Source organism: Streptomyces sp. NPDC053750 (genome assembly GCF_044544295.1).
GTDB lineage: Bacteria > Actinomycetota > Actinomycetes > Streptomycetales > Streptomycetaceae > Streptomyces.
This window is the reverse complement of the sequence record NZ_JBITXB010000019.1, coordinates 1-26,329: the sequence shown is the minus strand read 5'-3', so window position 1 is coordinate 26,329 and position 26,329 is coordinate 1. Positions and strand designations below refer to the sequence as shown.

Here is a 26,329-nt window from a genome sequence, read left to right as displayed (position 1 = left end):
GGGCCTCCTAGCAGCGGATACGGCTCATCCTCGGGTCGAACAGCGGCTCGTCGGCGACCGTGGCGGGCACCTTCTCTCCGAAGTACTCCACGTGCACGCCGGTGCCGGTGGCCAGACCCGCGGGCAACCAGGCGTACGCGACACAGCGGCCGAGTGTGTAGCCGTACGAGGCGCTGGTCACGTAGCCGGCGGGGGTGCCGTCGACGTGGACCGGCTCCTTGCCCATGACCACGGCGGCGGGGTCGTCGAGGAGGAGCGGCGTCAGGCGCCGGGCCGGCTCACCCGCGGCCTCCAGCGCGGCCCTGCCGACGAAGTCCGCCTTGTCCGTCCGGACCGCGAAACCGACACCCGCCTCGTACGGGTTGTGCTCGTCGGTCATGTCCGTGCCCCATGCCCGGTACCCCTTCTCCAGACGCAGGGAGTTGAACGCGGAACGCCCGGCCGCGATCACGCCGAGGTCCCGGCCGGCCTCCCACAGCGTGTCCCAGAGCCGGAGTCCCAGGTCGGCGGTGGTGTAGAGCTCCCAGCCGAGTTCCCCGACATAGCTCAGACGCATCGCCGTCACCGGGACATGGCCGACGTACGTCTCCCTCGCGCGGAAGTAGCCGAACGCCTCGTGCGAGAAGTCGTCCGGGGCCAGCGGCTGCACGAGGTCCCGGGCGAGCGGGCCCCAGACGCCGATGCAGCAGGTGCCGGAGGTGATGTCCCTGATGTGCACGTCCTGGGGCGCGTGACGCAGCAGGTGGTCGAGGTCGGCGGGGGAGTTGGCGCCGACCTGGAAACGGTCGGGGGCGAGACGGGCGACGGTGAGGTCGGAGCGGATGCCTCCGGTCTCGTCGAGGAGAAGCGTGTAGGTGACCGCGCCGGGCTTCTTGCGGAGGTTGTTGGTGGTCATGCGGTCGAGGAAGTCGAGGGCTCCGGGGCCCGTGACCTCCAGGCGGCGCAGCGGAGTCATGTCGTAGAGGGCGACCTTTTCCCGGGTCGTGCGGGCCTCCGCCGCCACGATGGGGGACCAGTGGCGGGCCGACCAGGCGTCGCGGCAGGGGAGCCGCAGGCCCTCGGCGAGGCCGGCGTTGGCCTCGTACCAGTGCGGGCGTTCCCAGCCGCCGCTCTCCAGGAAGTACGCGCCGAGCTGCTGCTGGCGGACGTGGAAGGGGCTGACCCTGAGCGGGCGCGGCCGCTCCATCGGCTGGAGGGGGTGGAGGACGTCGTACACCTCCACGAACTGCTGTGAGCCGCGCTCACGGATGTACGCCGGTGAACGCTGCGCTTCCTCGAAGCGCGTGAGGTCGCACTCGTGCACGTCGAGCGCCGGCCGCCCGTCCACCATCCACTCGGCGACTGCCTTGGCGACCCCGGCCGAGTGGGTGACCCAGACGGCCTCCGCCAGCCAGAAGCCCCGCAGCGTGCGGGACTCGCCGAGGACGGGCATGCCGTCCGGGGTGAAGGAGAAGACGCCGTTGAAGCCCGACTCGACCTCGGCCGACCGCAGGGCGGGCATCAGCCGGCGGCAGTCCTCCCAGCTCGGGGCCCAGTCGTCCGGGGTGAAGGGGTACGACGACGGCATGTCCATGTGGCGGGCGCGGGCGTCGTCGTAGGCGAGGACGGCGAACGGGTCGACGGGCAGCGGACGGTGGGCGTAGGAGCCGATGCCGAGCCGGTCGGTGTGCTCACGGAAGTACAGGTCGCGGTCCTGGAAGCGGAGGATCGGCCTCGAGGCCTCCGCCGTGGCGCCGCTCAGCTCGGGCAGCGGTCCGGTGCGCGCGTACTGGTGGGCGAGCGGTTGCAGGGGGACGTCGACACCGGCCATGCGGCCGACGACGGGCCCCCAGAAGCCGGCCGCGGAGACGACGTGGTCGGCGGGGAAGGTGCCCCGGTCGGTGACGACCCCCGTGACCCTGCCGTCCTGCCGCTCGATGCCGGTGACCGTGTGCCGGTCCAGGAAGCGGGCGCCCCGCGCGGTGGCGCGGTCCAGCTGGGCGCGGGAGGCGTGCAGGGCGCGGGCCAGTCCGTCCCCGGGGGTGTGGAAGCCGCCGAGCACCACCGACTCGTCGAGGAGCGGCCAGAGTTCCTTGCAGCGGGCGGGGCCGACGATCTCGCCGCGCACGCCCCAGGCGGCGGCGTAACCGGCCCGGCGGTGCAGATCGGCGAGGCGTTCCGGTGTGGTGGCCAGTTCCAGGCCGCCGACCTGCTGGAAGCACCGCGCGCCGTCCGCCGTGAGCGAGGCGAACTTCTCGACGGTGTACTGGGCGAACGCCGTGAGCGTCCTGGACGGGCTGGTCCGGAAGACGAGGCCGGGGGCGTGGGACGTGGAGCCGCCGGGGGCGGGCAGCGGGCCCTGTTCCAGGACGGTGACGTCGTTCCAGCCGCGGGCCGTCAGCTCGTCGGCGAGCGAGCAGCCGACGATGCCGGCGCCGATGACGACCACGCGGGGCGGACGTCGCAGGTCGCGGGTGCTCACAGGACCACCACCGAACGCAGCACCTCTCCCCGGTGCATCTTGGCGAAGGCCTCCTCGACCCGGTCCAGCGTGGTGGTCTCCGTGACGAAGGCGCCCAGGTCCAGCAGCCCGTACAGGTACTGGTCGACGAGGAACGGGAAGTCGCGGCTGGGCAGACAGTCGCCGTACCAGGACGACTTGATCGCGCCGCCGCGCGAGAACACGTCGAGGAGCGGCAGCTCGACCGTCGTCTCCGGGGTGGGCACGCCGACCTGGACCAGCACGCCCGCGTGGTCGCGCATGTAGAAGGCCTGACGGAACGTTTCCGGAAGTCCCACGGCGTCGATCGCGAGGTCCACGCCGTGGCCGTCGGTGAGGGCGCGGACCGCTTCGACCGGGTCCGTGCCACGGGAGTTGACGGTGTGCGTGGCGCCGAACCGCTCCGCCCGGTCCAGCTTCGCGCCGTCGACGTCCACCGCGATGATCTTCATGGCGCCGCCCAGCGCGGCGCCCGCGATCGCCGCGTTGCCGACGCCGCCGCAGCCGATGACGGCGACCGAGTCGCCACGCCCCACGTTGCCGGTGTTGACGGCGGCGCCGTAACCGGCCATCACCCCGCACCCGATCAGACCGGCCGCCTCGGGCCGGGCGGCGGGGTCGACCTTCACCGCCTGCCCCGCCGCGACCAGCGTCTTCCCGGCGAAGGCGCCGATGCCGAGGGCGGTGGTCAGCGGGGTGCCGTCGAGCAGGGTCATCGGCTGGACGGCATTGCGGGAGTCGAAGCAGTACCAAGGGCGGCCCCGTCGGCAGGAACGGCACCCTCCGCAGGGCGCCCGCCAGGCCAGGACCACGTAGTCGCCCGGCCGGAGACCGGTGACGCCCTCGCCGACCGCCTCGATCGTGCCGGCCGCCTCGTGGCCCAGCAGGAACGGGAAGTCGTCCGTGATCGCGCCCTCCCGGTAGTGCAGGTCCGTGTGGCAGACCCCGCAGGCCTGCACCGCGACAAGAACCTCGCCGGGCCCCGGGTCAGGGACGACGATCGTCTGCACCTCCACGGGTGCGCCCTTCTTCACAGCGACTACGGCACGGACCTCGTGTGGCACGACAAGCTCCTCTGCTGTTGCGCATTGCACGATGGGTTGCGCCCTCAGAAACATAGTGGGAATGCCGTCGAGCAGCCGTCAAGAGGTACGGGTCAGGAGCCGTGGCCCATCCGGCGGGACAGCTCGACCCCCGCCGCCAGGGTGCGCCCGGCCAGCTCCGTCAGCCGTTGTGGCGTCAGCCGGTACACCGGGCCCGAGACGCTGATCGAGGCGATCACCTTGCCGTCGTGGGAGCGGACGGGCGCCGCCACGGCGGCGAGACCGATCTCCAGCTCCTCCTGGGTGATCGCGTAGCCCTGCTCGGCCACGGTCTCCAGCTCGCCGCGCAGCACGGCCGCGCCGGTCACGGTGTGCTCGGTGAACCGGTGCAGCGGGCGGGCCAGCAGCCCCTCGCGCAGGGTGGGCGGCAGGTGGGCGAGCAGCACCTTGCCGCTGGCGGTGGCGTGCAGCGGAGTGCGCCGCCCGAGCCAGTTCTGCGCGGTCACGGAGGCGGTGCCGCGGGCCTGCATGATGTTGACCGCCGCGTCGTCGTCCAGAACCGCGATGTTCGACGTCTCACCGAGCTCGTCGGCGAGCTCCCGGCAGACCGGCACGCCCTCCTGCGAGATGTCCAGGCGCACTGCCGCCGCCCCCGCGAGGCGCAGTACGCCGGCACCCAGGTAGTACTTTCCGCGCTCCTTCTCCTGGGAGACCAGGCCGCGGTTCTCCAGGACCCCCAGCAGCCGGAACGCGGTGGACTTGTGCACGTCCAGCTCGTCGGCGATCTCGGTGACGCCCGCCTCGCCGTGCCGGGCGAGGATCTCCAGCACGCTCACGGCGCGGTCCACCGACTGCACGGCGCCCGATGCGCCTCTGCCGCCCTGCCTGTTCTCCACGGGGTCCTCCCCATGGTCGGGCTGCTTCTTCGTGCGGTTCATGACTCGACACTCACCACCTGGCGCCCTTTCGGGCCGCATCCGCGGACACCCCTTGACGCGAGGCGCGCCCGCCCGGATTCTGTTGCGCATAGCGCTTTCTAGTGCGTCATGTGAAACATCATGTTACCGAAGCGTCCGGATCCCGGAAGGGCCGGAAGGGTACGCGTACCGAGCGAGGCACGCCGTGCCTCACGGGCACACCCTCCCGCAACAGCCAGGGCCCGCGTTCCGGACCGAGAGGGGGAACCCATGATTCCCGTCTGCCGCCTCGAAGACCTCCCCAAGGGCGAGTCCGCCCGCCTCGAGACGCATCCGCCCGTCGCCGTCTTCCACACCGACGACGGCGACCTCTACGCCATCGACGACACCTGCAGCCACCAGGACGCCTCCCTCTCCGAGGGCTGGCTGGAGGGCTGCCTGGTCGAATGCCCGCTGCACGCCGCCTCGTTCGACCTCCGGACGGGCCGGCCGACCTGCCTCCCGGCCCGCCGGCCGGTCCGCACCCACCGGGTCACCGTCGACGACGGCGTCGTCCACGTCCATCTCGCCGGTCAGGAGGGAAACGCCGCATGAGGACCGTGACCGTCGTCGGCGCCTCGCTGTCCGGCCTGTACGCCGCCCGGGAACTGCGCACCCAGGGGCACGACGGCCGACTGGTGATCGTCGGCGACGAGTCCCACCACCCCTATGACCGCCCTCCCCTCTCCAAGGACTTCCTCACCGGCCACGCCGACGAGGACCAACTGGCCCTCACCGATGCCGAGGAGGCCGCCGACCTCGACGCCGCATGGCTGCTCGGCGTCCGTGCCGCCGGCCTCGACGCCCGCGGCCGTGCCGTGCTGCTCGACGACGGCCGCACCGTGTCCACCGACGGCGTCGTCATCGCCACCGGCGCCTCGGCCCGGCGCCTCACCGGCGCCGGCCTCACCGGCGTCCACACCCTGCGCACCCTGGACGACGCCCGTGCCCTGCGCGCGGAACTGACCCGGGGCCCGCGCCGGGTCGTCGTCATCGGCGGCGGCTTCATCGGCGCCGAGACCGCCTCCTCGTGCGCGACCCTCGGCCACGAGGTCACCGTCGTCGAGGCGGCTCCGCTCCCGCTGGTGCCCCAACTCGGCCCCGACATGGCGGCCGTGTGCGCCGCACTGCACCGGCGCGGAGGTGTGAAGCTGGTCACCGGAGCGTCCGTGGCCGCCCTGCGTGGCACGGACACGGTCACCGCGGTGCTCCTCTCCGACGGCCGTGTCCTGCCCGCGGACGTGGTGATCGTCGGCATCGGCGCCACCCCCAACACCGCCTGGCTGGCGGGCTCGGCGCTCGCCCTGGAGGACGGCGTCCTGTGCGACGAGGGCTGCGTGACGTCACTGCCCCAGGTGGTCGCCGTCGGCGACGTGGCCCGCGTCGGCGGCAGGCGCGCGGAACACTGGACCTCGGCCACCGAGCAGCCCCGGGCCGCCGTGAAGAACCTGCTCGCCGGGCGCACCGTCACCAGCGCGAGGAGCGTGCCGTACTTCTGGTCCGACCAGTACGGCGCCCGGCTTCAGTTCGCCGGCCGGTACCAGGACGGCGACACCGTCCGCATCGTCGAGGGCGGGATCGCCGAGGGCGCGCCGGCCCGGGGCGGCTTCCTCGCCCGCTACGAACGGGACGGCCGGACGACCGCGGTACTCGCCGTGGACCGGCCCCGCCCCTTCATGCGGGCCCGACGTGAACTCGCCCGCGACACCGCCCCCGTAGACCCCGTCGCGCTGTGAGGCGTGCCGCCAGTCAGGAGTGCGACAACTGCCCCGCGCCGCCCTGCCGGCGTATCCGCTCCTGGGCCCGCTGCGCGGATCGCGCCTGCCGCCTGGCCCGGCGTCGCTCGCGCCGCATGGCCCGCGCGGTGCTGCTCGGCACCGACACCACGCCGTGCCGCTGATTCCAGACCTGACGCGTCACCCAGACGTCCAGCACGCCCCACGTGGCCACCACCGTGCCCGCGATGCTGCCGATCACCATCGGAAACGCCAGCCAGGAGCCCGCCAGCGTGCACAGGAAGGCCACCATCGCCGATATCAGCGTCACGGCCACGACGAGCACCGCACGCACGGCCGCCGTACGCACCGGATCCGGCAGCCGGCGCCGCCGCGCGGACTCCTCCGTCCACAACGGCCGGTGGACCGGCTGCTGCTCCGGTTCTTCCCGCCGCTCACGCTGCTCCGGCCGTTCGCGTGCCCTCGGGTGCGGCCCGGCCGCCGGAATGTCGCGATCCGGCGCCTCCGCGCGCGACCGGGTCCTCGACCTGGCCGCATCGCCGTCCCGCGGCGCCTCGCGCCGCTCCACCGTGCCCATCGACATGTCACTCCCCACCGCCTGCAGACAGCTCGCCCGCGTCCGAGGACACGGCTCCCCTCTGGCTGCCCGGCTTGCGCTGCTTTACGCCGCCCGGGGGCGGGATGCGGCTCCTGTGGCCGATTCCGCCTCCATTTCCCGTAGTGAAGGACGAACGACGGCCCTCCAGGATTCCCGAAAATCCCGCCCAGTCGAAAAATTTCGGCCAATCCGCCCGCCCCACCGGAAGGACACGTTCCCCTCGCCCGCCCCCGCTCCCGGGAGGCAATCTCCCGTAATGGCCGGACAACTGACCCTCGCGGGCCGCCCGTGCGGAGGTTCGGCCTCCGGACGGGCCTTCGAGTTACCAGTGCGTGAGTAGTAGGCTCGCGCCGTTTGTTGACGTACATGTGCACCCCCTGCCGGTGGGGGTCGAGCTGGGGGAGGCCATGCGCTTTCGCGGGAAGTCGATCCGCCGGAAGATCGTGGCGCTGCTTCTCGTGCCGCTGGTGTCCCTGACCGCGATCTGGGCCTTCGCCACGGTACTCACGGGACGCGAGGCGAGCCGGCTGTTCGACGTGTCGACCCTCGTCGAGGAGATCGGCTACCCGGTCGAGGACACCGTCCGCGTCCTCCAGCAGGAACGCCGCCAGACCCTCGTCCACCTCGCCGACCCGCGCGCCTCGGACGGGCTCTCCGCCCTCCGCCGCAGCCGCACCGCCACCGACGAGGCCATCGCCAAGATCCGGCACAACGCGGCGAACACCGACGTGCGCGACGCGCTGGACCAGGCCGAGGAGGAACGCCTCACGGCCGTCCTGGACGCCTTCGACGGCATCGGCTCCCTGCGCCGCAGCGTCGAGGACGGCACGATCGACCGTGCGCAGGCACTCGGCCTCTACAACCGCCTGGTCGACCCCTGTCACGAACTGCTCGCCAACCTCCACGTCGTCGACAACGTGGACCTGGACAAGCAGTACCGCGCACTCGTCAACGTCTCGCGCGCACGGGAACTCCTCTCCCGCGAGGACGCCCTCCTCGGCTCCGCCCTGGTCACCGGCCGGCTCACCCGGAGCGAGATACGTGACGTCTCCGACCTCGTGGCCCAGCGCACCGTGATGTACGACATCAGCCTGCCGCTGCTGCCCGCAGCCGAACGCGGCCGCTACCAGCGCTTCTGGAAGAACGCCTCCTCCGCCCCCCTGCGCGTCGCCGAGGAGGCCGCCCTGGCCTCCGGGACCGGAAAGCCCCGCGGAGTCACCGCCCAGAGCTGGGACACCGCCGCCGGCAGCGTGCTCGACGAACTGGGCGCCCTCGACGACCACGCCGCCGACCGTTACCAGGACCGCGTCAGCCCGGTGGCGATGGGCGTCATCTCCAAGGTGGTCGTCGCCGGCGCACTCGGCCTGATAGCCCTGCTGTTCTCCCTCTTCCTGTCCGTGCGTGTCGGCCGGGCCCTGATCCGTGACCTCAGGCAGCTGCGCCTGGAGGCCCACGAGGCCTCCGGCGTCCGCCTGCCCAGCGTGATGCGCCGCCTCTCGGCAGGCGAGGAGGTGGACGTCGAGACCGAGGTGCCGCGCCTGGAGTACGACAAGAACGAGATCGGCGAGGTCGGCCAGGCCCTCAACACCCTCCAGCGCGCCGCCGTCGAGGCCGCCGTCAAACAGGCCGAACTCCGTGCCGGTGTCTCCGAGGTGTTCGTCAACCTCGCCCGGCGCAGCCAGGTACTGCTGCACAAGCAGCTCACCCTGCTCGACACCATGGAACGCCGCACCGAGGACACCGAGGAACTCGCCGACCTGTTCCGCCTGGACCACCTGACCACCCGCATGCGCCGCCACGCCGAGGGCCTGGTCATCCTCTCCGGCGCCGCGCCCTCCAGGCAGTGGCGCAAGCCCGTCCAGCTCATGGACGTGGTGCGGGCCGCCGTCGCCGAGGTCGAGGACTACGAGCGCATCGAGGTCCGCCGGCTGCCGCGCGTCGCCGTCACCGGCCCGGCTGTCGCCGACCTCACCCACCTCGTGGCCGAACTCCTGGAGAACGCCACGGTGTTCTCGCCGCCGCACACGGCCGTCCAGGTCCTGGGCGAGCGCGTCGCCAACGGCTTCACCCTGGAGATCCACGACCGCGGCCTGGGCATGGCCGCCGACGCCCTCCTCGACGCCAACCTGCGGCTCGCCGAGACACCGGAGTTCGAGCTGTCCGACACCGACCGGCTCGGCCTGTTCGTCGTCAGCCGGCTCGCCCAGCGGCAGAACGTCCGGGTCTCCCTGCAGCCTTCCCCGTACGGCGGCACCACCGCGGTCGTCTTCGTTCCCGACGCGCTGCTCACGGACGACGCCCCGGACACCAACGGAGTCGGCTTCCGTCTCGACCGCCCCCAGCACGTCAAGGACAAGGAGCGGGAGAAGAGCCGCCGAGCCGCCCTCTCCCACGTACCGGCGACACTGCCGGGCCGGCCGGCCCCGCCGCTGGACGGGCCGGTCGAGCTGGAGGCGCCCGTCGGCCTGGACGCCCTCGACGACCTGCCGGGCGGGCTCGGCGACCAGGACAGCGAACGGGGAGGTCTGTTCCGGCCGCGCCGTTCCCTCGTCGCGGCGGACGACGAGCAGCTGACCCGCCGCGCGCAGCGACGACGCCATGAGCCCGGCCACGACAGCGGGCCGCCCGAGGGGGAGGGCGAGGCGAACGCGCCGGTCCCGCTGCCCCGCCGTCGGACTCCCAAGCTGGTCAGTTCCCACGGGCGCCCGGTTTCCGAACGATCCGCCCGGGACGCCGCGGACGAGGCACCGCCGGCAGACGGGGAGTCATCCGCGCTGCCGTCCCTCCCGGCCCGCCGCCGCAGCACGTCCCCCACGCGCGGCGACGCTCCGTCCCGCCGCGACGAGGACCGTACGCGGCCCACCGAGCCCGCCACGGAAGCACTGCCCCGGCGGGTACGGCAGGCCAACCTGGCTCCCCAGCTCAAGCAGAGCGCCGAGCCGCCCGCCGAGGACCGCTCCGACCCGGCCGACCGGGACGCCGAGGAAGTACGCAGCCGTATGGCCTCACTCCAGCGCGGCTGGCGACGCGGCCGCGAGGAGAACGCCGCGGGTGACGACTCGCCCGGCGGCCCAGCACCACAAGCACCACAAGGAACGAGTAAGGGGGACGGTCGATGACCGCACCGAAGGCGACCGACCACAGCGCGACCAAGTCGGGGGAGCTCAACTGGCTCCTCGACGACCTGGTGGACCGTGTCGCGAGCATCCGCAAGGCCGTCGTCCTGTCCGGCGACGGCCTGGCGACCGGGGTGTCCAAGGACCTGACCAGGGAGGACAGCGAGCACCTGGCCGCCGTGGCGTCCGGTTTCCACAGTCTTGCCAAGGGCGTGGGCCGCCACTTCGAGGCGGGCAGCGTCCGGCAGACGGTCGTCGAACTCGACGACGCCTTCCTGTTCGTGACCGCCGCCGGCGACGGCAGCTGCCTCGCCGTTCTGTCGGACGCCGACTCCGACGTCGGCCAGGTCGCCTACGAGATGACCCTCCTCGTCAAGCGGGTCGGTGCGCATCTGGGCGCCGCCCCGCGCACCGATCTGCCCTCGGGCGGGTAAGTGGGATGACATGAGCGCAGACGGTCAGGGAAGAAACCACTGGTTCGACGACGAGGCCGGTCCCGTCGTCCGTCCGTACGCCATGACGCGCGGCCGCACCTCCAGTGCGGCCCAGCACCGCCTCGACCTGATCGCGGTGGTCGTCGCGGAACCCGACGCGGACGACCCGGAGGCGGACGTCACGCTCTCCCCGGAACACGTGGACATCGTCGGACTCTGCCGGGACACCCCGCAGTCCGTCGCCGAACTCGCCGCCGAACTCGATCTGCCCGTCGGGGTCGTCCGGGTCCTGGTCGGAGACCTCGTGGAAAGCGAACTCGTCCACGTGAACCGGCCCGTGCCCCCGGCCGAACTGCCGGACGAGAACATTCTGCGCGATGTGATCAGCGGCTTGAGAGCCCTGTGAACCTGAGAGCCCTGTGAGTCAGCCTCCGGGCACGGTAAGGAGAAGAGATCGATGATCTTCGGGCGTTCTCAGCGCGGCAAGCCGCCGGTCGAGCCCGTCACGCTCAAGATCCTGGTGGCCGGCGGCTTCGGCGTCGGCAAGACCACCCTCGTCGGCGCGGTCAGCGAGATCCGGCCGCTGCGCACCGAGGAACTGCTCACGGAGGCCGGGCGGCCCGTCGACGACGTCAGCGGTGTCGAGGACAAGCACACCACCACGGTGGCCATGGACTTCGGGCGGATCACCCTGCGCGAGGACCTGGTGCTGTACCTCTTCGGCACGCCCGGCCAGGAGCGGTTCTGGTTCATGTGGGACGAGCTCTCCGAGGGCGCGCTCGGCGCCGTCGTCCTGGCCGACACCCGCCGCCTGGAGGACTGCTTCGCCGCCGTCGACTACTTCGAACGGCGCTCCATCCCGTTCCTCGTCGGCGTCAACTGCTTCGAGGGATCGGCCCGCTACCCGGCCGAGACCGTCCGCCGGGCCCTCGACCTCGACGCCGACGTGCCGCTGGTGATGTGCGACGCCCGCGACCGGGAGTCGGTCAAGGAGGTCCTGGTCGGCGTGGTCCAACACGCGATGGCACAGGCGGCGGACCGTCGCCGGGCCGTCACGACCTGACGGCTCGGGGCACGATCACGCGGAAACGCCACCCACGCGCGCGTGCCCCGAGCCCTCCGACGCTCAGGACCTGATCCGGCGGACAGGCCCTAACCGTCGCCGTCCTCCACCCAGCCGAAGCTCTTCTCCACCGCCCTGCGCCAGTTGCGGTACTCCCGGTCCCGCACCGACGTCTCCATGGCCGGTGTCCACTCGACGTCCCGCTGCCAGTGCGCCTTGAGCTCGTCGAGGCCGTTCCACACGCCCGTGGCCAGCCCGGCAGCGTACGCGGCGCCCAGGCAGGTCGTCTCGGAGACCCGCGGCCGGATCACGGGCACGCCCAGCACGTCCGCCTGGTGCTGCATCAGCAGACCGTTCTTCGTCATGCCGCCGTCGACCTTCAGGGCCGTGATGCGCACCCCGGAGTCCTGGTACATGGCGTCCACGACCTCGCGCGTCTGCCAGCTCGTCGCCTCCAGCACCGCGCGCGCGAGATGGGCCTTCGTGACGTACCGGGTGAGCCCGGTGACGACCCCGCGAGCGTCCGAGCGCCAGTACGGCGCGAACAGCCCGGAGAACGCGGGCACGATGTACGCGCCCCCGTTGTCCTCCACACTCTCCGCCAACGGCTCGATCTCGTCGGCGCTGCGGATGATGCCGAGCTGGTCGCGGAACCACTGGACCAGTGCCCCGGTGAGGGCGATGGACCCCTCCAGGCAGTACACGGGCGGCTCGTCACCGATCTTGTAGCCCATCGTCGTCAGCAGCCCGCTCTTCGACGGGACCGGCCGGTTCCCGGTGTTGAGGAGCAGGAAACTGCCGGTGCCGTACGTGTTCTTCGCCGTTCCCACGTCGTAGCAGGCCTGCCCGAACACGGCCGCCTGCTGGTCCCCCAGGGCCGAGGCCACCGGGACACCGGCCAACTGGCCGACGGCCGTCCCGTACACCTCCGCGGAGGACCTGATCTCGGGAAGTACGGCTTCGGGGATGTTCATCGCCGACAGGATGGACGGCTCCCACTGGAGGGTCCGGAGGTTCATCAGCATGGTGCGCCCGGCGTTGGTCACGTCGGTGACGTGCCGCCCGCCGTCGGTGCCGCCGGTGAGGTTCCAGATCAGCCAGGAGTCGAGGGTGCCGAAGGCGATCTCACCGCGTTCGGCACGTGCCCGCAGCCCCGGCACGTTGTCGAGCAGCCAGGCCGCCTTGGGCCCGGAGAAGTAGCTGGCCAGCGGCAGTCCGGTCGCCTCGCGGAAACGGTCCTGCCCGTCCGTGCCGCCCAGCCGGCGGCACAGCGCGGACGTACGGGTGTCCTGCCACACGATCGCGTTGTGCACGGGCTTGCCGGTCGCGCGGTCCCACAGGACCGTCGTCTCGCGCTGGTTGGTGATGCCGAGGGCGCTGAGCTGGTCGGCGCGCAGCCCGGCCTTGGCGATCGCCCCGGCGACCACCGCCTGCACCTTGGACCAGATCTCGGTGGCGTCGTGCTCCACCCATCCGGGCTTGGGGAAGATCTGGCGGTGCTCGCGCTGGTCGACGGCGACCATCGCGCCGTTCTGGTCGAAGATGATGCAGCGGCTCGAGGTGGTGCCCTGGTCGATCGCGGCGACGTACTTCACGGAGTGGTCCGTCATGGCTGTCCCTTGGGCTGGGTTCGGACGACTGCTGGGCTTCCTGCCGGGGTGACTGCTCGGTGTGGCCGCTCGGCCGGCGGTTCAGAAGGCCACGTTGTAGACGAGCCCGGCGAGCCCTCCGCCGATCAGCGGGCCGACCACCGGGATCCAGGCGTAACTCCAGTCGGAGGTGCCCTTGTTCGGGATCGGCAGGAAGGTGTGCACGATGCGCGGGCCGAGGTCGCGCGTCGGGTTGATGGCGTACCCGGTCGGCCCGCCGAGGGAGAGACCGATGCCGACGACGAGCAGGGAGACGATCAGCACCAGCGTCCCGGACTCGCCGAGCCCTTCCGTCAGCCCGAAGGCGAGGATCGGCAGGACGAGCCCGACGGTGGCGATGATCTCGGTGAGCAGGTTGGCGACCGGGTGCCGGATCTCCGGGATGGTGGAGAAGATGCCGAGTGTCGGAACCGGCTCGTCCGCCGTGCCCTCGGTGCTGCCGGTCTTGTGGACGTTGGCCTGGAACTGGGCGAAGTACGTGAGGTAGCACAGGACGGCACCGATCATCGCACCGATGAACTGCCCCAGCACGTAGACCCAGACCTTGCCCCACTCGCCGGTGTCGACGGCGATCCCGAGGGTGACGGCGGGATTGAGGTGCCCGCCGGAGAGCGGGGCCGCGGTGTACGCGCCCGCCAGCACGCCGAACCCCCAGCCGAACGCGATCACCACCCACCCGGCCGCCCGTGCCTTGCTGTACCTGAGCGTCACGGCGGCGCAGACACCAGCGCCGAAGAGGATGAGGATCGCGGTTCCGATGATCTCGCCGACGAAGATGTCTCCGTTGCTCATGGCGGCTCCTAGGCCCTGGCCCGGGACGGTCGGCCCCGGCCCTCACGTGCGGAGTGTGCGTGTCCCATGGCGACTTCCGCCGAGGGGGCGTGAGTGACGAGCGTGCCGTAGCAGCCGAACCGCCCGTGGGGGGAGTGGTCCTCGAAGCACAGGAGAGCCCGCGCGACGCGTACCGGAATGCGCCGAGATGTACGGCGATGTCGACTGACACCGGAAGTGTTCACCGGCACCCGGGGAGCGTCAAGGTGGCCGACCGCAACGTTTCGAACCCCCGGCCAACCAGCGACCGCCGGGCCCGCCCGGTCAGCGCCTACACGCTCCGCCGCACGCCCAGCGACGGCTACGCCCTGCCGGAGCACCAGCGCCTACCACGCCCGCCGAATGACCGGCGCCCGCTGGGCCCGGCCGGCCGGCGCCCCCCTACGTTTCGCCGAATGGCCGACGCCTGCTGGGCCCGGCCGACCAACGCCCACCACGCCCCGCCGGACGGCCAGCGACCACGACGCCCCGATGACGCGCTCATCGCCCCTCCACGCGCGCGTGCCCAGCAACCCGCCACCCCCTCCTGCCGGCTGCTGCCCTCCTGCGGCCTGCTGCCCTCCTGCCGACCGCCCCACTCGGCCGAGCCCTGGCCGCCGCCCCCAGCCGCAGCCCGACCGGTTCAGCCGGGAGTCCTGGACTCCGGCTCACCGCGTCGTCGCCGGAGCCTCGCCGCCCGTGGCTCACAAGGCTCCCGTGACCTTCCCTGCCCAACCCTCGAATCCCCCCGGCCGCCCCCTGACCGGCTCACGCCGGGTGCTCCGGAACCCGGCTCGCCTCACCGGATCCGTAGCCGGATGGCTCCCGCCGGACACCCCGCCCGGCCGCGTCCCAGCGGCGCCCGGCCGCGCTCCAGCCCCCGGCCGCGTCCCAGCGTCCGGCCGCGTCCCAGCGTCCGGCCGCGTCCCAGCGTCCGGCCGCGCCCCACCACCCAGCCACGTCCCACCACCGCCCGCCGCCCGACCGGCGCCCCGTTACCGCCAGCCCGGCTCGGCTCACCCCGCCGGTGCCGTGGCCCGGTCCGGGCCGCGCCGCACCTCGTGGCCCGGGGCCCCGGCCCGCCCCAGCACCCAACTCGCCCCGCGCAACGCCTTCGCGGCCTTCTTCAGCGGAGCCAGAGCGGCCGCCGCCGCCCGGTGGTCCGCCACGCTGCCCGGCGCGCACAGGACCGTCGCCAAGGACAGCGTCACCGGCCGCCCGCCGGCCGACCATGGCGCGTCCAGCACGGAGGCGGCCAGCGGATCCAGCTCCTCCGGATCGCTGAGCACCAGGAAGTCGTCACCGCCGATGTGCCCCACGCGCGTGGACACCGACGCCGTCCGCAGCAGCGCCCGCCCCACCGCCCGGATCAGCTCGTCGCCCGCCGCGAACCCGGCCCCGTCGTTGACCTGCTTGAAGTGGTCCACGTCGAGCCAGCTCAACGCGAACGCCCGCCCGTCGGCGATCCGCCGGTCCACCTCACCCGTGATCGCGTCCGAACCGGGCAGCCGGGTCAGCGGATTCAGCCCGACCGCCTCCTCCACCCGGCTCTCGGCCAGCGCCCGCACCAGATCCGAGAGCCGTACGACACCCACGCACCGCCCGCACGCGTCGACCACCGCCACGTCGTCCGACGTTCGGCCCCGGCCGCCGACCGCCACCACGTCCAGCACCTCCCACGCCGTCGCCTCGACACCCACCGTCCGCGGCGGGTCGCCGAGTTTCGCGGCGGGCCGGTCGGCATACAGGGCATGCCCGTAACGCCCCGACATCGACAGCAGGAAACGGGACCGGTGCACCGACCGCACCGGAACCCCGTCCCGGTCCACCAGCAGCACCCCGGACACCTCGGGCGACCCGGTCAGCAACGCCCGTACCTGCCCCGCCGAAGCAGTCACCGGCAACAGCGCGGCCGGCCGCACGAACTGCCCCACCGGCGGCCCCGAACGCGGCACCGACACGACGCCGGGAGAGTCGGGCGGAACGTACACGTCCGCAGCAGGCAGCCGCGCGGGCGGCGCGAACAACTCCCCCTGCGCCAACTGCGCCCCGCCCACCCGCGCGGCGGCACACTGCGCCTCCGTCTCCACGCCCTCGACGGACAGCAGCGCCCCCAGCTCGTCGCAGAGCGCCCGCATCGCCCGTACGGCCGCCGGCCGCCCCAGCAACGAGGCGTCGAGCTTGACCAGATCCGGCGCCAGATCCGTCAGCAGCCGCAGCGGCGCATCCCCGTCGCCGACCCCGTCCGCGCAGATCCGGAAGCCCTGGCCCCGCAGCACGGTCACCGCCTCCAGCAGCGCCCGCCGCGGCACATGGGCGTACGGCGGACAGATGTCGACGGTCACCTCCCAGGGCAGCCGGCCCGCCTCACGCACCGCGTCGTGCAACGCCTGAAGGCCACCGAGGTCGGCGAGCGTGCCTGCGAACACGTTGACGTGCAGGGGCAGCAGCGTCTCCTTGCGCACCGCCGCGCGGACCGCCGAAACCGCCAGCCGGCCGTCGAGTTCCGCGTCACGGCGGGCCTCGGCCAGGATGTCGCCACTCTCGGGGCGGGCGAGTATCTCCAGCGCCGCGACCCCGCCGGTCATGAGGTTGACCACCGGTTGGAAAGCGAAGCGGAGAGTGTCCGTCCAGGAGCGCACGGAAGCAGGATGGCGCCGCCCGCGGCCGGCCGGGCCCAGTTCATACGACGTTCACGCAGGATTCCGACGCCCTCACGGAGCGTACGAGCGGCGCGTCTCCGTCCCGCCCACTTCCCCCGCGGAACCGACTCCTGATAGATGCAGGGAACATGACACGCAACCTCCCCCGACTCACCACCGCACTGCGCGGTCTGGCCACCACCGTCGCCGCCCTGCTCGCCGTCACCGCCGTCCCCGCCACCGCCCGGGCCGCGTCCCCCGAGCCCAAGGCACCGAAAGACTTCGTGGCCCTGAGAAGCGTCGACCCGACGATCATCCAGGAGATGCGCTACGTCACCCCGCACAACTTCGTCGGCGAACGCATCGACGGCTACCGGCAGCCCCTGTGCATCCTCACCCGCCCCGCCGCCCTCGCCCTCCACCGGGCGCAGACGCGGCTGCTGCGCCAGGGCTACTCCCTCAAGGTGTACGACTGCTACCGGCCGCAACGCGCCGTCGACCACTTCGTCCGCTGGGCCGAGGACCTCGACGACCAGACGATGAAAGCGGAGTTCTACCCCCACGTCGACAAGACCCGCCTCTTCGCGGACGGCTACATCGCGGAGAAGTCCGGCCACAGCCGGGGCTCCACCATGGACCTCACCCTCGTGAAACTTCCGGCGAAGCCCACCCGGCCGTACCACCCCGGTCAGCCCCTGGAACCCTGCTTCGCCCCGCAGGACCAGCGCTTCCCCGACAACTCCGTCGACATGGGCACCGGCTACGACTGTTTCGACACCCTCTCGCACACCCTCGACCCCCGCATCCAGGGCACCCAGCGCGCCAACCGCCTGCTGCTCAAGGACACCCTGGAGGACGTGGGCCTCGTGAACCTCCCCGAGGAGTGGTGGCACTTCACCTACAAGCCGGAGCCCCACCCGGACACCTACTTCGACTTCCCGGTCTCCGCGAAATCCCTCGCCGGCCGCCGCTGAGCCCGCCGCCGGAGCCGCCCTCCCCGAGATCGGATACAGTCCGCCGCGTGTTCGAAACCCCAGTATCCGTCTCCAACTCCGTCCCGGGCTCCCACTGTTCGAGCTGCGGGACGCCCTACGGAGAGGGCGTCTCCGGCTGGCCCCGCACCTGCCCCGCCTGCGGCACCGTGGCCTACCGCAACCCGCTGCCGGTCGCGGTCGCCCTCCAGCCCGTGTACGACACCCAGGGCACCGCCCTGGTCGTCATCACCCGCACCGTCGCCCCCGCGCGCGGAGGAGTCGCCCTGCCCGGCGGCTACGTCGACGACCGCGAGGACTGGCGGCGGGCCGTCGTCCGCGAACTCGAGGAGGAGACGGGGATCGAGGCGGCGAGCCACGACGTGCGGCTCGCCGACGCCATGAGCTCGCCCGACGGCCACCTGCTGCTCTTCGGGCTCCTCCCCGAACGGCCCGCCGAGGGACTTCCGACGTCCACCGCCACGAACGAGACCGAGGGCTGGCACCTCCTGCGCAGGGCCGACGAACTCGCCTTCCCCCTCCACACGCGCGCGGTACGGGCCTGGTTCGAGGGCCGCTACCTCTGACCCGGGCGTTCGCCGAGCCCCCGCACACGTACCGGACACGACGGCTCGGCCACGCCGCCCTCGCCCTCCCGCTCGACCACCACCCGCCGGTCCTCCCAGCGGGAGACGTACCGCTCGATCTCCGGTTCCTCCCAACCGTCGCCGGCGTCCCGCACGACCAGCCCGTCACCGGTCCGCCCCCGTGCGGGCGCCCACACCTCCAGCTCCACCCCGCCGTCCTCCCCCCGCACGGGAATGACGGCCCCCGCGCGCGCGAACACCGGAATCCGCGCCGCAGGAGCATCCACCAGCACCTGACCCGGCCCCTCGTACGCCCGCTCCGTCACCGTGTCGTACCAGCGCCCGCGCGGCAGCTCCACCGCCCGCCGGTCCGCTCCCGGATCCAGCACCGGCGCCACCAGCAGGCAGTCGCCCAGCAGAAACGCGTCCTCGCACTCCCGCAACGCCCGCTCCTCCGGCGCCGACCACCACAGCGGACGCACATACGGCGCGCCCGTGCGCCGAGCCAGATGAGCCAGGGTCACGAAGTACGGCAGCAACCGCCGCCGCTCGACGAGCGCCACGCGCGCGTGCTCCAGCACCTGGGCGCCGAACTCCCAAGGTTCCCCGGGCCCCGCCCGCAGGCCCGCACGCGTGCGGAACAGCGGCAGATACGCGGCCAGCTGGACCCACCGCAGATACAGCTCCGGAGACGGCCTCCCACCGACCCCGCCCACATCCGGCCCCGCATACGGCACCCCGCACAGCCCCAGCCCCATCACCAGCGCCAGTGACGCCCGCAGCCCGGGCCACCCCGCGGCCACGCCCCCCGACCACGTGCCGCCGTAGCGCTGCATCCCGGCCCACCCGGAGCGGGAGAGGACGAACGGCCGCTCCTCGGGCGCCAGCCTCCGCAGCCCCTCGTACCCGGCGCGGGCCATGCACAACGCATACACGTTGTGTGCCTCCCGATGGTCACCGCCCCGCCCCTCCAGCGCATGCCGGGCCGACCGCGGCAGCGTCGACTCCCCGAACGCCGTGAACGAGGTGGGCTCGTCCAGGTCGTGCCAGAAGCCGGCGAAACCCCGCCGGAGGCGCTCCTCGTAGAGCGCGCCCCACCACTCCCGCACCCGCGCGCGCGTGAAGTCGGGAAAGACCACGTCCCCCGGCCACGCCACCCCGCGGACGACCGGACCCGAGGCATCGCGCACGAACACGTCCTCGGCCGCCCCGGCGTCGTGCACGGCGTTGCCGCGCGCGGCCGGCACCGCCGGACCGACGACCGACACCAACCGGACTCCCTCCCGCCGCAGCTCGTCGGCGAGAACGGACAGCTTCGGAAACCGTTCCTCGTCCACGGTGAACACCTGTCGGGCGTCGAGGTGACCGACGTCCAGATGCACGGCGTCGAGCGGCAGATCCCGCTCCTGGTAGCCGGCGACGGTCCGCCGCACCTCCTGCTCGTCACCGAAACCGCACCCCGCGTGATGGTGACCGAGCGCCCACGCCGGCGGCAGCGCGGGCGCCCCGGTGAGCGACGCCCACGTGAGCAGCACGCGCGCGGGAGTGCCCACCGCCACCCAGCACCGCAGCGGTCCGCCGTCCATCCGCAGCACACTTCTCCCGGGCCGGTCGTGCCCCGACCCGGCGCCCTCCTCGCCCTCCCGCAAGGCCACGGTGCCGTCCCAGGAACTGTCGTGGAAGACGAGATGCGTCCCCGCGTCGGCCACCACCAACTGCACCGGCATCGTGACGGACAACGGATCCTCACCCGGCGCGAAGGCCCGGGCCGGACCGGTGTTCCACAGCCGGTACGTGCCCTTCCGCAGCCGAGGCCCCTCGGACCGGCCGCCGAGCCCGAAGAACCGCGCGTCCGCCGCCACCTCCGACCGCTGCGTCCAGCGCGCCGGACCGCCACCGACCGGCTCCCACCAGCGCGGCGGCAGCTCACGGCGCAGCACCACACCTCCAGGGGTACGGACCTCGATCGCACCGTGCAGGGAGACGGCCACCGTCGCCCGCTCCGCCACCACCCGCCAGCCGCCGTCCTTGTCCGGCTCCAGCACCGCCCTGGGGTCCGGCTCCGGGCACCTGCCCGCCAACGCGTACGACGGCTCCGGCCCGGCCCCGTCCCAGCCCCAGAACACGGCACCGTTCACGGCGACGAGAATGCGCAACTCCGAACGGCCGAACCGGACGACACCACCCCCGGGGCCGGGCTCCACCTCCTGCATCGGCCCGGGCACCCGCGCACGCTCCGGACCCCGCGGTGGCAGCCCGGCGGCGTCGGCCCGCCGTCTGCGCCACGCCGCGCGTACGCCACGCAACCCCTGCGCCGCCCCCGCAGAACCGACACCTGTTATCGAACGCACCAGGTCACGACCGTCCATGCTGCTCACCCTGCCATCGACGGCCCCCGGCGCGGGTGTCGTTCAACTGCCGTTCATCCGTGATGGGACCACATCTTCATGACACCGACTATGTGCGGCGCGCCCTGGTGTAGAAGTCGATCACATGGCATCGTCCGTGTCAGCCGCGTCACGCGCACACCCCAGCCCGTGCGCGGAGGACGCACACGACGCGCACAGTCCGGGAGCCGCCCCATGTCGACCGTGAACCCGCAGCCGCTCTGGCAGCCAGATCCGAAGCGTATCGCCCAGGCACGGATCACCCGTTTCCAGACCTGGGCAGCCGAACAGCACGGCGCCCCCGCCGAAGGCGGCTACGCGGCCCTGCACCGCTGGTCCGTCGACGAGCTCGACACCTTCTGGCAAGCAGTCACAGGATGGTTCGACGTACGCTTCTCCACTCCCTACGCGCGCGTGCTGGGCGACCGGTCGATGCCCGGCGCACAGTGGTTCCCCGGGGCCACCCTCAACTACGCCGAGCACGCCCTGCGTGCGACGGCCACCCGCGCGGACGAACCGGCCCTCCTGTACGTCGACGAGACCCACGACCCGCGTCCCGTCACCTGGGCCGAGCTGAACCGCCAGGTCGGCTCCCTCGCCGCCGAGCTGCGCGCCCTCGGCGTGCGCCCCGGCGATCGGGTCAGCGGCTACCTCCCGAACATCCCGCACGCCGTGGTCGCCCTGCTGGCCACCGCCGCCGTCGGCGGCGTCTGGACCTCCTGCGCCCCCGACTTCGGCGCCCGCAGCGTCCTGGACCGCTTCCAGCAGGTCGAACCCGTCGTCCTGTTCACCGTCGACGGATACCGCTACGGCGGCAAGGAGCACGACCGCCGCGACACCGTCGCCGAACTCCGCCGCGAACTGCCCACCCTGCGCGCCGTGATCCACATCCCGCTCCTCGGCACCGAGGCACCCGAGGGCGCGCTGGACTGGGAGACCCTGACGGCCGCCGACACGGACCCCGTCTTCGAGCAGGTGCCCTTCGAACACCCCCTGTGGGTGCTCTACTCCTCCGGCACCACCGGCCTGCCCAAGGCCATCGTCCAGTCCCAGGGCGGCATCCTGGTCGAACACCTCAAACAACTCGGCCTGCACTGCGACCTGGGCCCCGAGGACCGCTTCTTCTGGTACACGTCGACCGGCTGGATGATGTGGAACTTCCTCGTCTCCGGCCTGCTCACCGGCACCACGATCGTCCTGTACGACGGCAGCCCCGGACACCCGGACACCGGTGCCCAGTGGCGCATCGCCGAACGCACCGGCGCCACCCTCTTCGGCACCTCCGCCGCCTACGTCATGGCCTGCCGCAAGGCCGGCGTGCACCCCACCCGCGACCACGACCTCTCCGCCGTCCAGTGCGTCGCCACCACCGGCTCGCCCCTCCCGCCCGACGGCTTCCGCTGGCTGCACGACGAGTTCGCAGCGAGCGGGGCGGACCTCTGGATCGCCTCCGTCAGCGGCGGCACCGACGTGTGCTCCTGCTTCGCGGGCGCCGTCCCCACCCTCCCCGTGCACATCGGCGAACTCCAGGCGCCCGGTCTGGGCACCGACCTCCAGTCGTGGGACCCGAGCGGCAACCCCCTCACCGACGAGGTCGGCGAGCTGGTCGTCACCAACCCCATGCCCTCCATGCCGATCCGCTTCTGGAACGACCCGGACGGCAGCCGCTACCACGACAGCTACTTCGACACCTACCCCGGCGTGTGGCGGCACGGCGACTGGATCACCGTCACCTCCCGCGGCTCCGTCGTCATCCACGGCCGCTCCGACTCCACCCTCAACCGGCAGGGCGTCCGCATGGGCTCGGCCGACATCTACGAGGCCGTCGAGCGCCTTCCCGAGATCAGGGAATCCCTCGTCATCGGCGTCGAGCAGCCCGACGGGGGCTACTGGATGCCCCTCTTCGTCCACCTCGCCCCCGGAGCGGTCCTCGACGAGGCCCTGCTCACCCGCATCAAGCAGACCATCCGCGCACAGCTCTCCCCGCGCCACGTCCCCGACGAGATCATCGAGGTGCCCGGCGTCCCGCACACCCTCACCGGCAAGCGCATCGAGGTCCCGGTCAAGCGCCTCCTCCAGGGCACCCCGCTGGAGAAGGCGGTCAATCCCGGCTCCATCGACAACCTCGACCTGCTCCACTTCTACGAAAACCTCGCCCGCAACCGCCCCTGACCAGGCACGCGGCGAGCCGGCCCAGGCCGAGCGGGGCCGGCTCGCCGCACCGGCCCGACGCCGTTGTCAGTGCCCTCGGTTACTGTGAGTGAGCATTGATCGACTGTGCACAGGGGGAAACATGGCGCACACCGACCAGACCATGCGACGCGTCCTGCGCCGCGAAATCGCCGGCACCATCGGAGTGCTCACCGATGAGCACGACTTCCGTGCCATGCGGCGCTACCGCAGCTTCACCTTCGACGACCACGCCGCTTATCTCCAACAGGTGGAAGCCCTCCTCCGGGCCCGCGCCTCCCAGGGCACCCACACCACGATCGCCCTCTTCGACCCGGAGGAGTACGCCGCGTTCTGCTCGGCGGCAGGACTCGACCCGGACGCCCACGCGAGCCGCACCCGGTTCACCGCGGAACTCGCCGCCACCGGACCCACCCTCCCGTACGAGGGCCAGGCCCTCGCCGACCTCCTCCCGCTCCTCGTCGACGAAGCCGTCCGCCAGGCCACCTGGGAGTACGCGGCCGGACTGCTGGCCCGCCTCGGCAGCTGCGCCACCTGCGGCGAGGATCTCGGCCGAGCCGCCTTCAACCGGGCCAAGCGCCTGGTCCTGCGCATCCTCGAAACGGCCCCACCGGGCGACCGCCACCTGGTCTGCAGCGTCTCGGGCGCCCCGGAAACCCTCGTCTCCGTCCTGCACGCCGACGAGGACATCGACGGCACCAGGCACCTGGACGAAGCCGAGGCGCTGGAATTCATCAGCGTCCTCGCCCTCGGCCTCGCCACCCGCAGCCCCGGCGGAGTGGTCATGCGCATCAGCGCCCCGAGCGGCACCGACCGCATCCACGGCTGGCGCCTGCGGGGGTACGGCCTCGAGCCCCTCACTGCCGGTGAGGTCTTCGACGCCTACTGCACCGACATGGAGACCGGCGACCTCATCTCCCCGGAATCCAACGTCGACTACTGCTCTCCGCCCGACCTCGGAGACGACAAGCCACTGCCGGGCCACCACCACTGAACGCGTGCGGGGCGCCCCCGCCCGAAGAGGGGACGCCCCGCACCACAAACCTCGCCCGGCCTACTCGCCGGACAACACCGCCTGAGCCGCGTTCCGCGCCTCCTCGGCGCTGTCCGCCGCCCGGGCGGCCGCCGCGGCGCGCTCGCACTGTGCCAGCGTGAACTTGGCCAGCGTCGCCCGGACATACGGAAGCGACGCCGCACCCATGGAGAGGGAGGTGACACCCAGACCGGTCAGCACACACGCCAGCAGCGGGTCCGACGCGGCCTCACCGCAGACCCCGCAGCTCTTGCCCTCGGCCTTCGCCGCCTCGGCGGACAGCGCGACCAGGTCGAGCAGCGCCGGCTGCCACGGGTCCTGCAACCGCGACACCGCACCCACCTGACGGTCGGCGGCGAAGGTGTACTGCGCGAGGTCGTTCGTCCCCAACGACAGGAACTCCACCTCCTGCAGAACCGAGCGCGCCCGCAGCGCGGCCGACGGGATCTCCACCATCGCACCGAACTTCGCCTGCAGCCCCGCCTCGCGGCACGCGTCCGCGAACGCCTTGGCATCGGCGCGGTCCGCCACCATCGGAGCCATGACCTCGAGGTGGACCGGCAGACCCTCCACCGCCTTCGCCAGCGCCGTCAGCTGCGTACGCAGGACGTCCGGGTGGTCCAGCAGCGTCCGCAGACCACGCACACCCAACGCCGGGTTCGGCTCGTCGCCCGGGGTCAGGAAGTCCAGCGGCTTGTCCGCGCCGGCATCCAGCACCCGCACGACCACCCGGCCCTCCGGGAACGCCTCCAGCACCTGCCGGTAGGCGGACACCTGCTTCTCCTGCGACGGCGCCTTCTTGCTGTCGTCGAGGAAAAGGAACTCGGTACGGAAGAGACCGACGCCCTCCGCCCCGGCCGCCACCGCCGCGGGCACGTCCGCAGGGCCACCGATGTTCGCGAGCAGCGGCACCTTGTGGCCGTCCGAGGTCGCGCCCGGCCCGGTCGAGGCGGCCAGCGCGGCCTTGCGCTCGGCAGCCTCCGCCGCCAGCCGCTCCTTCTTCTCCTCGCTCGGGTTCACGAAGATCTCGCCGGTGCTGCCGTCCACGGCGACGACCGTGCCCTCGGGAAGCTCCCCGGCGCCCGGAAGCGCCACCACGGCCGGCACACCGAGCGCCCGCGCGAGGATCGCGCTGTGACTGGTCGGCCCACCCTCCTCGGTGACGAAACCGAGGACCAGCGTCGGGTCCAGCAGCGCCGTGTCGGCGGGCGCGAGATCCCGTGCGATGAGAACGTACGGCTCGTCGCTGTCCGGAACGCCGGGCATCGGCACCCCGAGCAGCCGGGCGACGATACGATTCCGCACGTCGTCGAGATCGGCCACGCGGCCGGCCAGGTACTCCCCGGCACCGGCCAGCAGGGCACGGTACGCGGCGAAGGCGTCGTACACCGCACGCTCGGCCGTGCTGCCGACGGCGATCCTCCGCTCCACGTCCGCCATCAGCTCGGGATCCTGGGCCATCATGGCCTGCGCCTCGAGCACCGCCTGGGCTTCGCCCCCCGCCAGATTGCCGCGCGCCATAAGATCGGCCGCCACAGCCTCCACAGCCTTGCGGGCGCGCCCCTGCTCACGCTCCGCGTCCTCAGCCGGAATCTGCTTGGCCGGCGGTTCGAGCACCGCCGTCCCCATGTGCCGAACCTCGCCGATCGCCACACCGTGGCTCACGCCGACGCCTCGCAGCGTTGTCTCCATCTCACCCGTCCCGATAGTGCGGCGGGTCCCACCGCCGCGATGGTTGTCCTGTCAGCCGTCGTGGACGACGTTGACGTCACTTCCAGAGAAAGAGACTCTCTCCGGCCTTCACTTCGCCGTCCTCACGCAGCTCGGTGAGGGCCTCGGCCGTCGCCTCCAGGGCCACGATCGGGCAGATCGCCGACTTGCCCGCGGCCTCGACGGCGGCAGGGTCCCAGCGCACCACGCCCTGCCCACGCACGACGTTGTCGCCCTTGTTCACCAGCAGCTCGAAGCCCTCGCCGTTGAGCTGCACCGTGTCGATCCCGAGATGAGTCAGCACGCCGTGCCCGCTCTCGTCGACGACGACGAAGGCGTGCGGGTGCAGAGAGACGATGACCCCGTCCACGGGGGACACCGCCTCGGAAGGCTCCCGGACGGGATCGATGGCGGTACCCGGGCCGACCATGGTCCCGGAGAAGACGGGATCGGGCACGGCGGCCAGTCCGATGGCGCGTCCTGCGAGCGGGGACGAGACGGTGGTCATGGGAAGCCTCCCAGGGCGGAGATCTGTACGGGCCGTCACTGCCTGTCCCGGACGGCGCACTGAGCAGCAGCGTATGTCATAGGAAGTACCGGTTCCGCACGACTGTTCCGATTAGAGGTCTAGACCACACTCCTCACGGATTTGCACCCGTTCCGCGGCTCCGTGTACAGTTGTGAGTCCTGCCTGAGGCTGAGCGGTGCGTGACAACGTCCCCCCGCCCCGGCAGCAACCAACTCATCAGATCCTATCGCTGGATCGCCTTCTGCGTGCCCGCAGGACGGTGGTCAGAAGCACCGGGAAAGCCTGATAGTGTTGGAAACAACGAAGGGAAGCGCCCGGAGGAAAGCCCGAGAGATCGGGTGAGTACAAAGGAAGCGTCCGTTCCTTGAGAACTCAACAGCGTGCCAAAAGTCAACG

General features: G+C 72.2%; 21 protein-coding genes. 10 read left to right on the top strand and 11 right to left on the bottom strand.

Features of this window, described 5'->3' with window-relative positions:
- Positions 1-7: 7 nt before the first annotated feature.
- From ACIGO6_RS34945 to ACIGO6_RS34935, 3 genes are all read right to left on the bottom strand, one after another.
- Positions 8-2,461, bottom strand: a complete 2,454-nt coding sequence (locus ACIGO6_RS34945; protein ID WP_399883501.1) for an FAD-dependent oxidoreductase — start codon at positions 2,459-2,461, stop codon at positions 8-10.
- Positions 2,458-3,543 carry an S-(hydroxymethyl)mycothiol dehydrogenase gene (locus ACIGO6_RS34940; RefSeq protein ID WP_399883498.1) on the bottom strand — a complete coding sequence of 362 codons (1,086 nt, stop codon included), beginning with the start codon at positions 3,541-3,543 and terminating at the stop codon, positions 2,458-2,460. The genes ACIGO6_RS34945 and ACIGO6_RS34940 overlap by 4 nt, the downstream gene beginning before the upstream one ends.
- A gap of 92 nt (positions 3,544-3,635) precedes the next feature.
- The gene (locus ACIGO6_RS34935; RefSeq protein WP_399883495.1) at positions 3,636-4,460 is read right to left on the bottom strand and encodes an IclR family transcriptional regulator; all 825 of its coding nucleotides are present in this window, start codon (positions 4,458-4,460) and stop codon (positions 3,636-3,638) included.
- A 249-nt stretch (positions 4,461-4,709) separates the two neighbouring features.
- Between ACIGO6_RS34935 and ACIGO6_RS34930 the strand changes: the two genes are divergently transcribed.
- The gene (locus tag ACIGO6_RS34930; RefSeq protein ID WP_399883492.1) at positions 4,710-5,033 is read left to right on the top strand and encodes a bifunctional 3-phenylpropionate/cinnamic acid dioxygenase ferredoxin subunit; all 324 of its coding nucleotides are present in this window, start codon (positions 4,710-4,712) and stop codon (positions 5,031-5,033) included.
- Positions 5,030-6,214, top strand: coding sequence for an NAD(P)/FAD-dependent oxidoreductase (locus ACIGO6_RS34925; protein ID WP_399883489.1), 1,185 nt, complete (start codon positions 5,030-5,032; stop codon positions 6,212-6,214). Before ACIGO6_RS34930 ends, ACIGO6_RS34925 begins: the two co-directional genes overlap by 4 nt.
- Positions 6,215-6,227: 13 nt before the next feature.
- Here the strand turns inward: ACIGO6_RS34925 and ACIGO6_RS34920 are convergent, their stop codons facing one another.
- Entirely contained in the window at positions 6,228-6,797 is a 570-nt protein-coding gene (locus tag ACIGO6_RS34920) for a hypothetical protein (RefSeq protein ID WP_399883486.1), read from the bottom strand.
- Positions 6,798-7,219: 422 nt separating this feature from the next.
- Between ACIGO6_RS34920 and ACIGO6_RS34915 the strand changes: the two genes are divergently transcribed.
- Genes ACIGO6_RS34915 through ACIGO6_RS34900 form a run of 4 tightly spaced genes read left to right on the top strand, consistent with a single transcriptional unit; the run spans position 7,220 to position 11,425 of the window.
- Positions 7,220-9,931: a nitrate- and nitrite sensing domain-containing protein gene (locus ACIGO6_RS34915; protein ID WP_399883483.1), complete on the top strand. Its 2,712-nt coding sequence runs from the start codon at positions 7,220-7,222 to the stop codon at positions 9,929-9,931.
- Positions 9,928-10,362 carry a roadblock/LC7 domain-containing protein gene (locus tag ACIGO6_RS34910; protein WP_399883480.1) on the top strand — a complete coding sequence of 145 codons (435 nt, stop codon included), beginning with the start codon at positions 9,928-9,930 and terminating at the stop codon, positions 10,360-10,362. The genes ACIGO6_RS34915 and ACIGO6_RS34910 overlap by 4 nt, the downstream gene beginning before the upstream one ends.
- Positions 10,363-10,372: 10 nt before the next feature.
- A complete protein-coding gene (locus ACIGO6_RS34905; protein WP_399883476.1) occupies positions 10,373-10,768 on the top strand; it encodes a DUF742 domain-containing protein in 396 nt (131 codons plus the stop codon).
- A 51-nt stretch (positions 10,769-10,819) separates the two neighbouring features.
- A complete protein-coding gene (locus tag ACIGO6_RS34900) occupies positions 10,820-11,425 on the top strand; it encodes a GTP-binding protein (protein WP_399883473.1) in 606 nt (201 codons plus the stop codon).
- An 89-nt stretch (positions 11,426-11,514) separates the two neighbouring features.
- On the opposite strand, the gene glpK is transcribed toward ACIGO6_RS34900, so the two are convergent.
- The 4 genes from glpK to ACIGO6_RS34880 form a co-directional block, all read right to left on the bottom strand.
- Positions 11,515-13,035: a glycerol kinase GlpK gene (gene glpK, locus ACIGO6_RS34895; protein WP_399883470.1), complete on the bottom strand. Its 1,521-nt coding sequence runs from the start codon at positions 13,033-13,035 to the stop codon at positions 11,515-11,517.
- 81 nt (positions 13,036-13,116) lie between these two features.
- The gene (locus tag ACIGO6_RS34890) at positions 13,117-13,866 is read right to left on the bottom strand and encodes an MIP/aquaporin family protein (protein WP_399883467.1); all 750 of its coding nucleotides are present in this window, start codon (positions 13,864-13,866) and stop codon (positions 13,117-13,119) included.
- A 786-nt stretch (positions 13,867-14,652) separates the two neighbouring features.
- A complete protein-coding gene (locus ACIGO6_RS34885; protein WP_399883464.1) occupies positions 14,653-14,844 on the bottom strand; it encodes a hypothetical protein in 192 nt (63 codons plus the stop codon).
- 56 nt (positions 14,845-14,900) lie between these two features.
- Entirely contained in the window at positions 14,901-16,526 is a 1,626-nt protein-coding gene (locus tag ACIGO6_RS34880) for a GGDEF domain-containing protein (protein ID WP_399883461.1), read from the bottom strand.
- Positions 16,527-16,675: 149 nt separating this feature from the next.
- Between ACIGO6_RS34880 and ACIGO6_RS34875 the strand changes: the two genes are divergently transcribed.
- On the top strand, positions 16,676-17,500 hold the full coding sequence (locus tag ACIGO6_RS34875) for a M15 family metallopeptidase (protein WP_399883458.1): 825 nt from the start codon (positions 16,676-16,678) through the stop codon (positions 17,498-17,500).
- A gap of 47 nt (positions 17,501-17,547) precedes the next feature.
- Positions 17,548-18,084, top strand: coding sequence for an NUDIX domain-containing protein (locus ACIGO6_RS34870; RefSeq protein ID WP_399883455.1), 537 nt, complete (start codon positions 17,548-17,550; stop codon positions 18,082-18,084).
- Here ACIGO6_RS34870 and ACIGO6_RS34865 read toward each other — a convergent pair.
- Complete coding sequence (locus ACIGO6_RS34865; RefSeq protein WP_399883452.1) at positions 18,075-20,453, bottom strand: glycoside hydrolase family 31 protein; 2,379 nt, start codon at positions 20,451-20,453, stop codon at positions 18,075-18,077. The genes ACIGO6_RS34870 and ACIGO6_RS34865 overlap by 10 nt on opposite strands.
- A gap of 213 nt (positions 20,454-20,666) precedes the next feature.
- Here ACIGO6_RS34865 and ACIGO6_RS34860 point away from each other — a divergent pair, with 213 nt between their 5' ends.
- Both ACIGO6_RS34860 and ACIGO6_RS34855 read left to right on the top strand, forming a co-directional pair.
- A complete protein-coding gene (locus ACIGO6_RS34860; RefSeq protein WP_399883450.1) occupies positions 20,667-22,643 on the top strand; it encodes an acetoacetate--CoA ligase in 1,977 nt (658 codons plus the stop codon).
- Positions 22,644-22,764: 121 nt separating this feature from the next.
- Positions 22,765-23,655, top strand: a complete 891-nt coding sequence (locus ACIGO6_RS34855; protein WP_399883448.1) for a hypothetical protein — start codon at positions 22,765-22,767, stop codon at positions 23,653-23,655.
- A gap of 60 nt (positions 23,656-23,715) precedes the next feature.
- On the opposite strand, the gene ptsP is transcribed toward ACIGO6_RS34855, so the two are convergent.
- On the bottom strand, positions 23,716-25,386 hold the full coding sequence (gene ptsP, locus ACIGO6_RS34850) for a phosphoenolpyruvate--protein phosphotransferase (protein WP_399883446.1): 1,671 nt from the start codon (positions 25,384-25,386) through the stop codon (positions 23,716-23,718).
- A gap of 76 nt (positions 25,387-25,462) precedes the next feature.
- Complete coding sequence (locus tag ACIGO6_RS34845; RefSeq protein ID WP_399883444.1) at positions 25,463-25,912, bottom strand: PTS glucose transporter subunit IIA; 450 nt, start codon at positions 25,910-25,912, stop codon at positions 25,463-25,465.
- Positions 25,913-26,329: the final 417 nt, after the last annotated feature.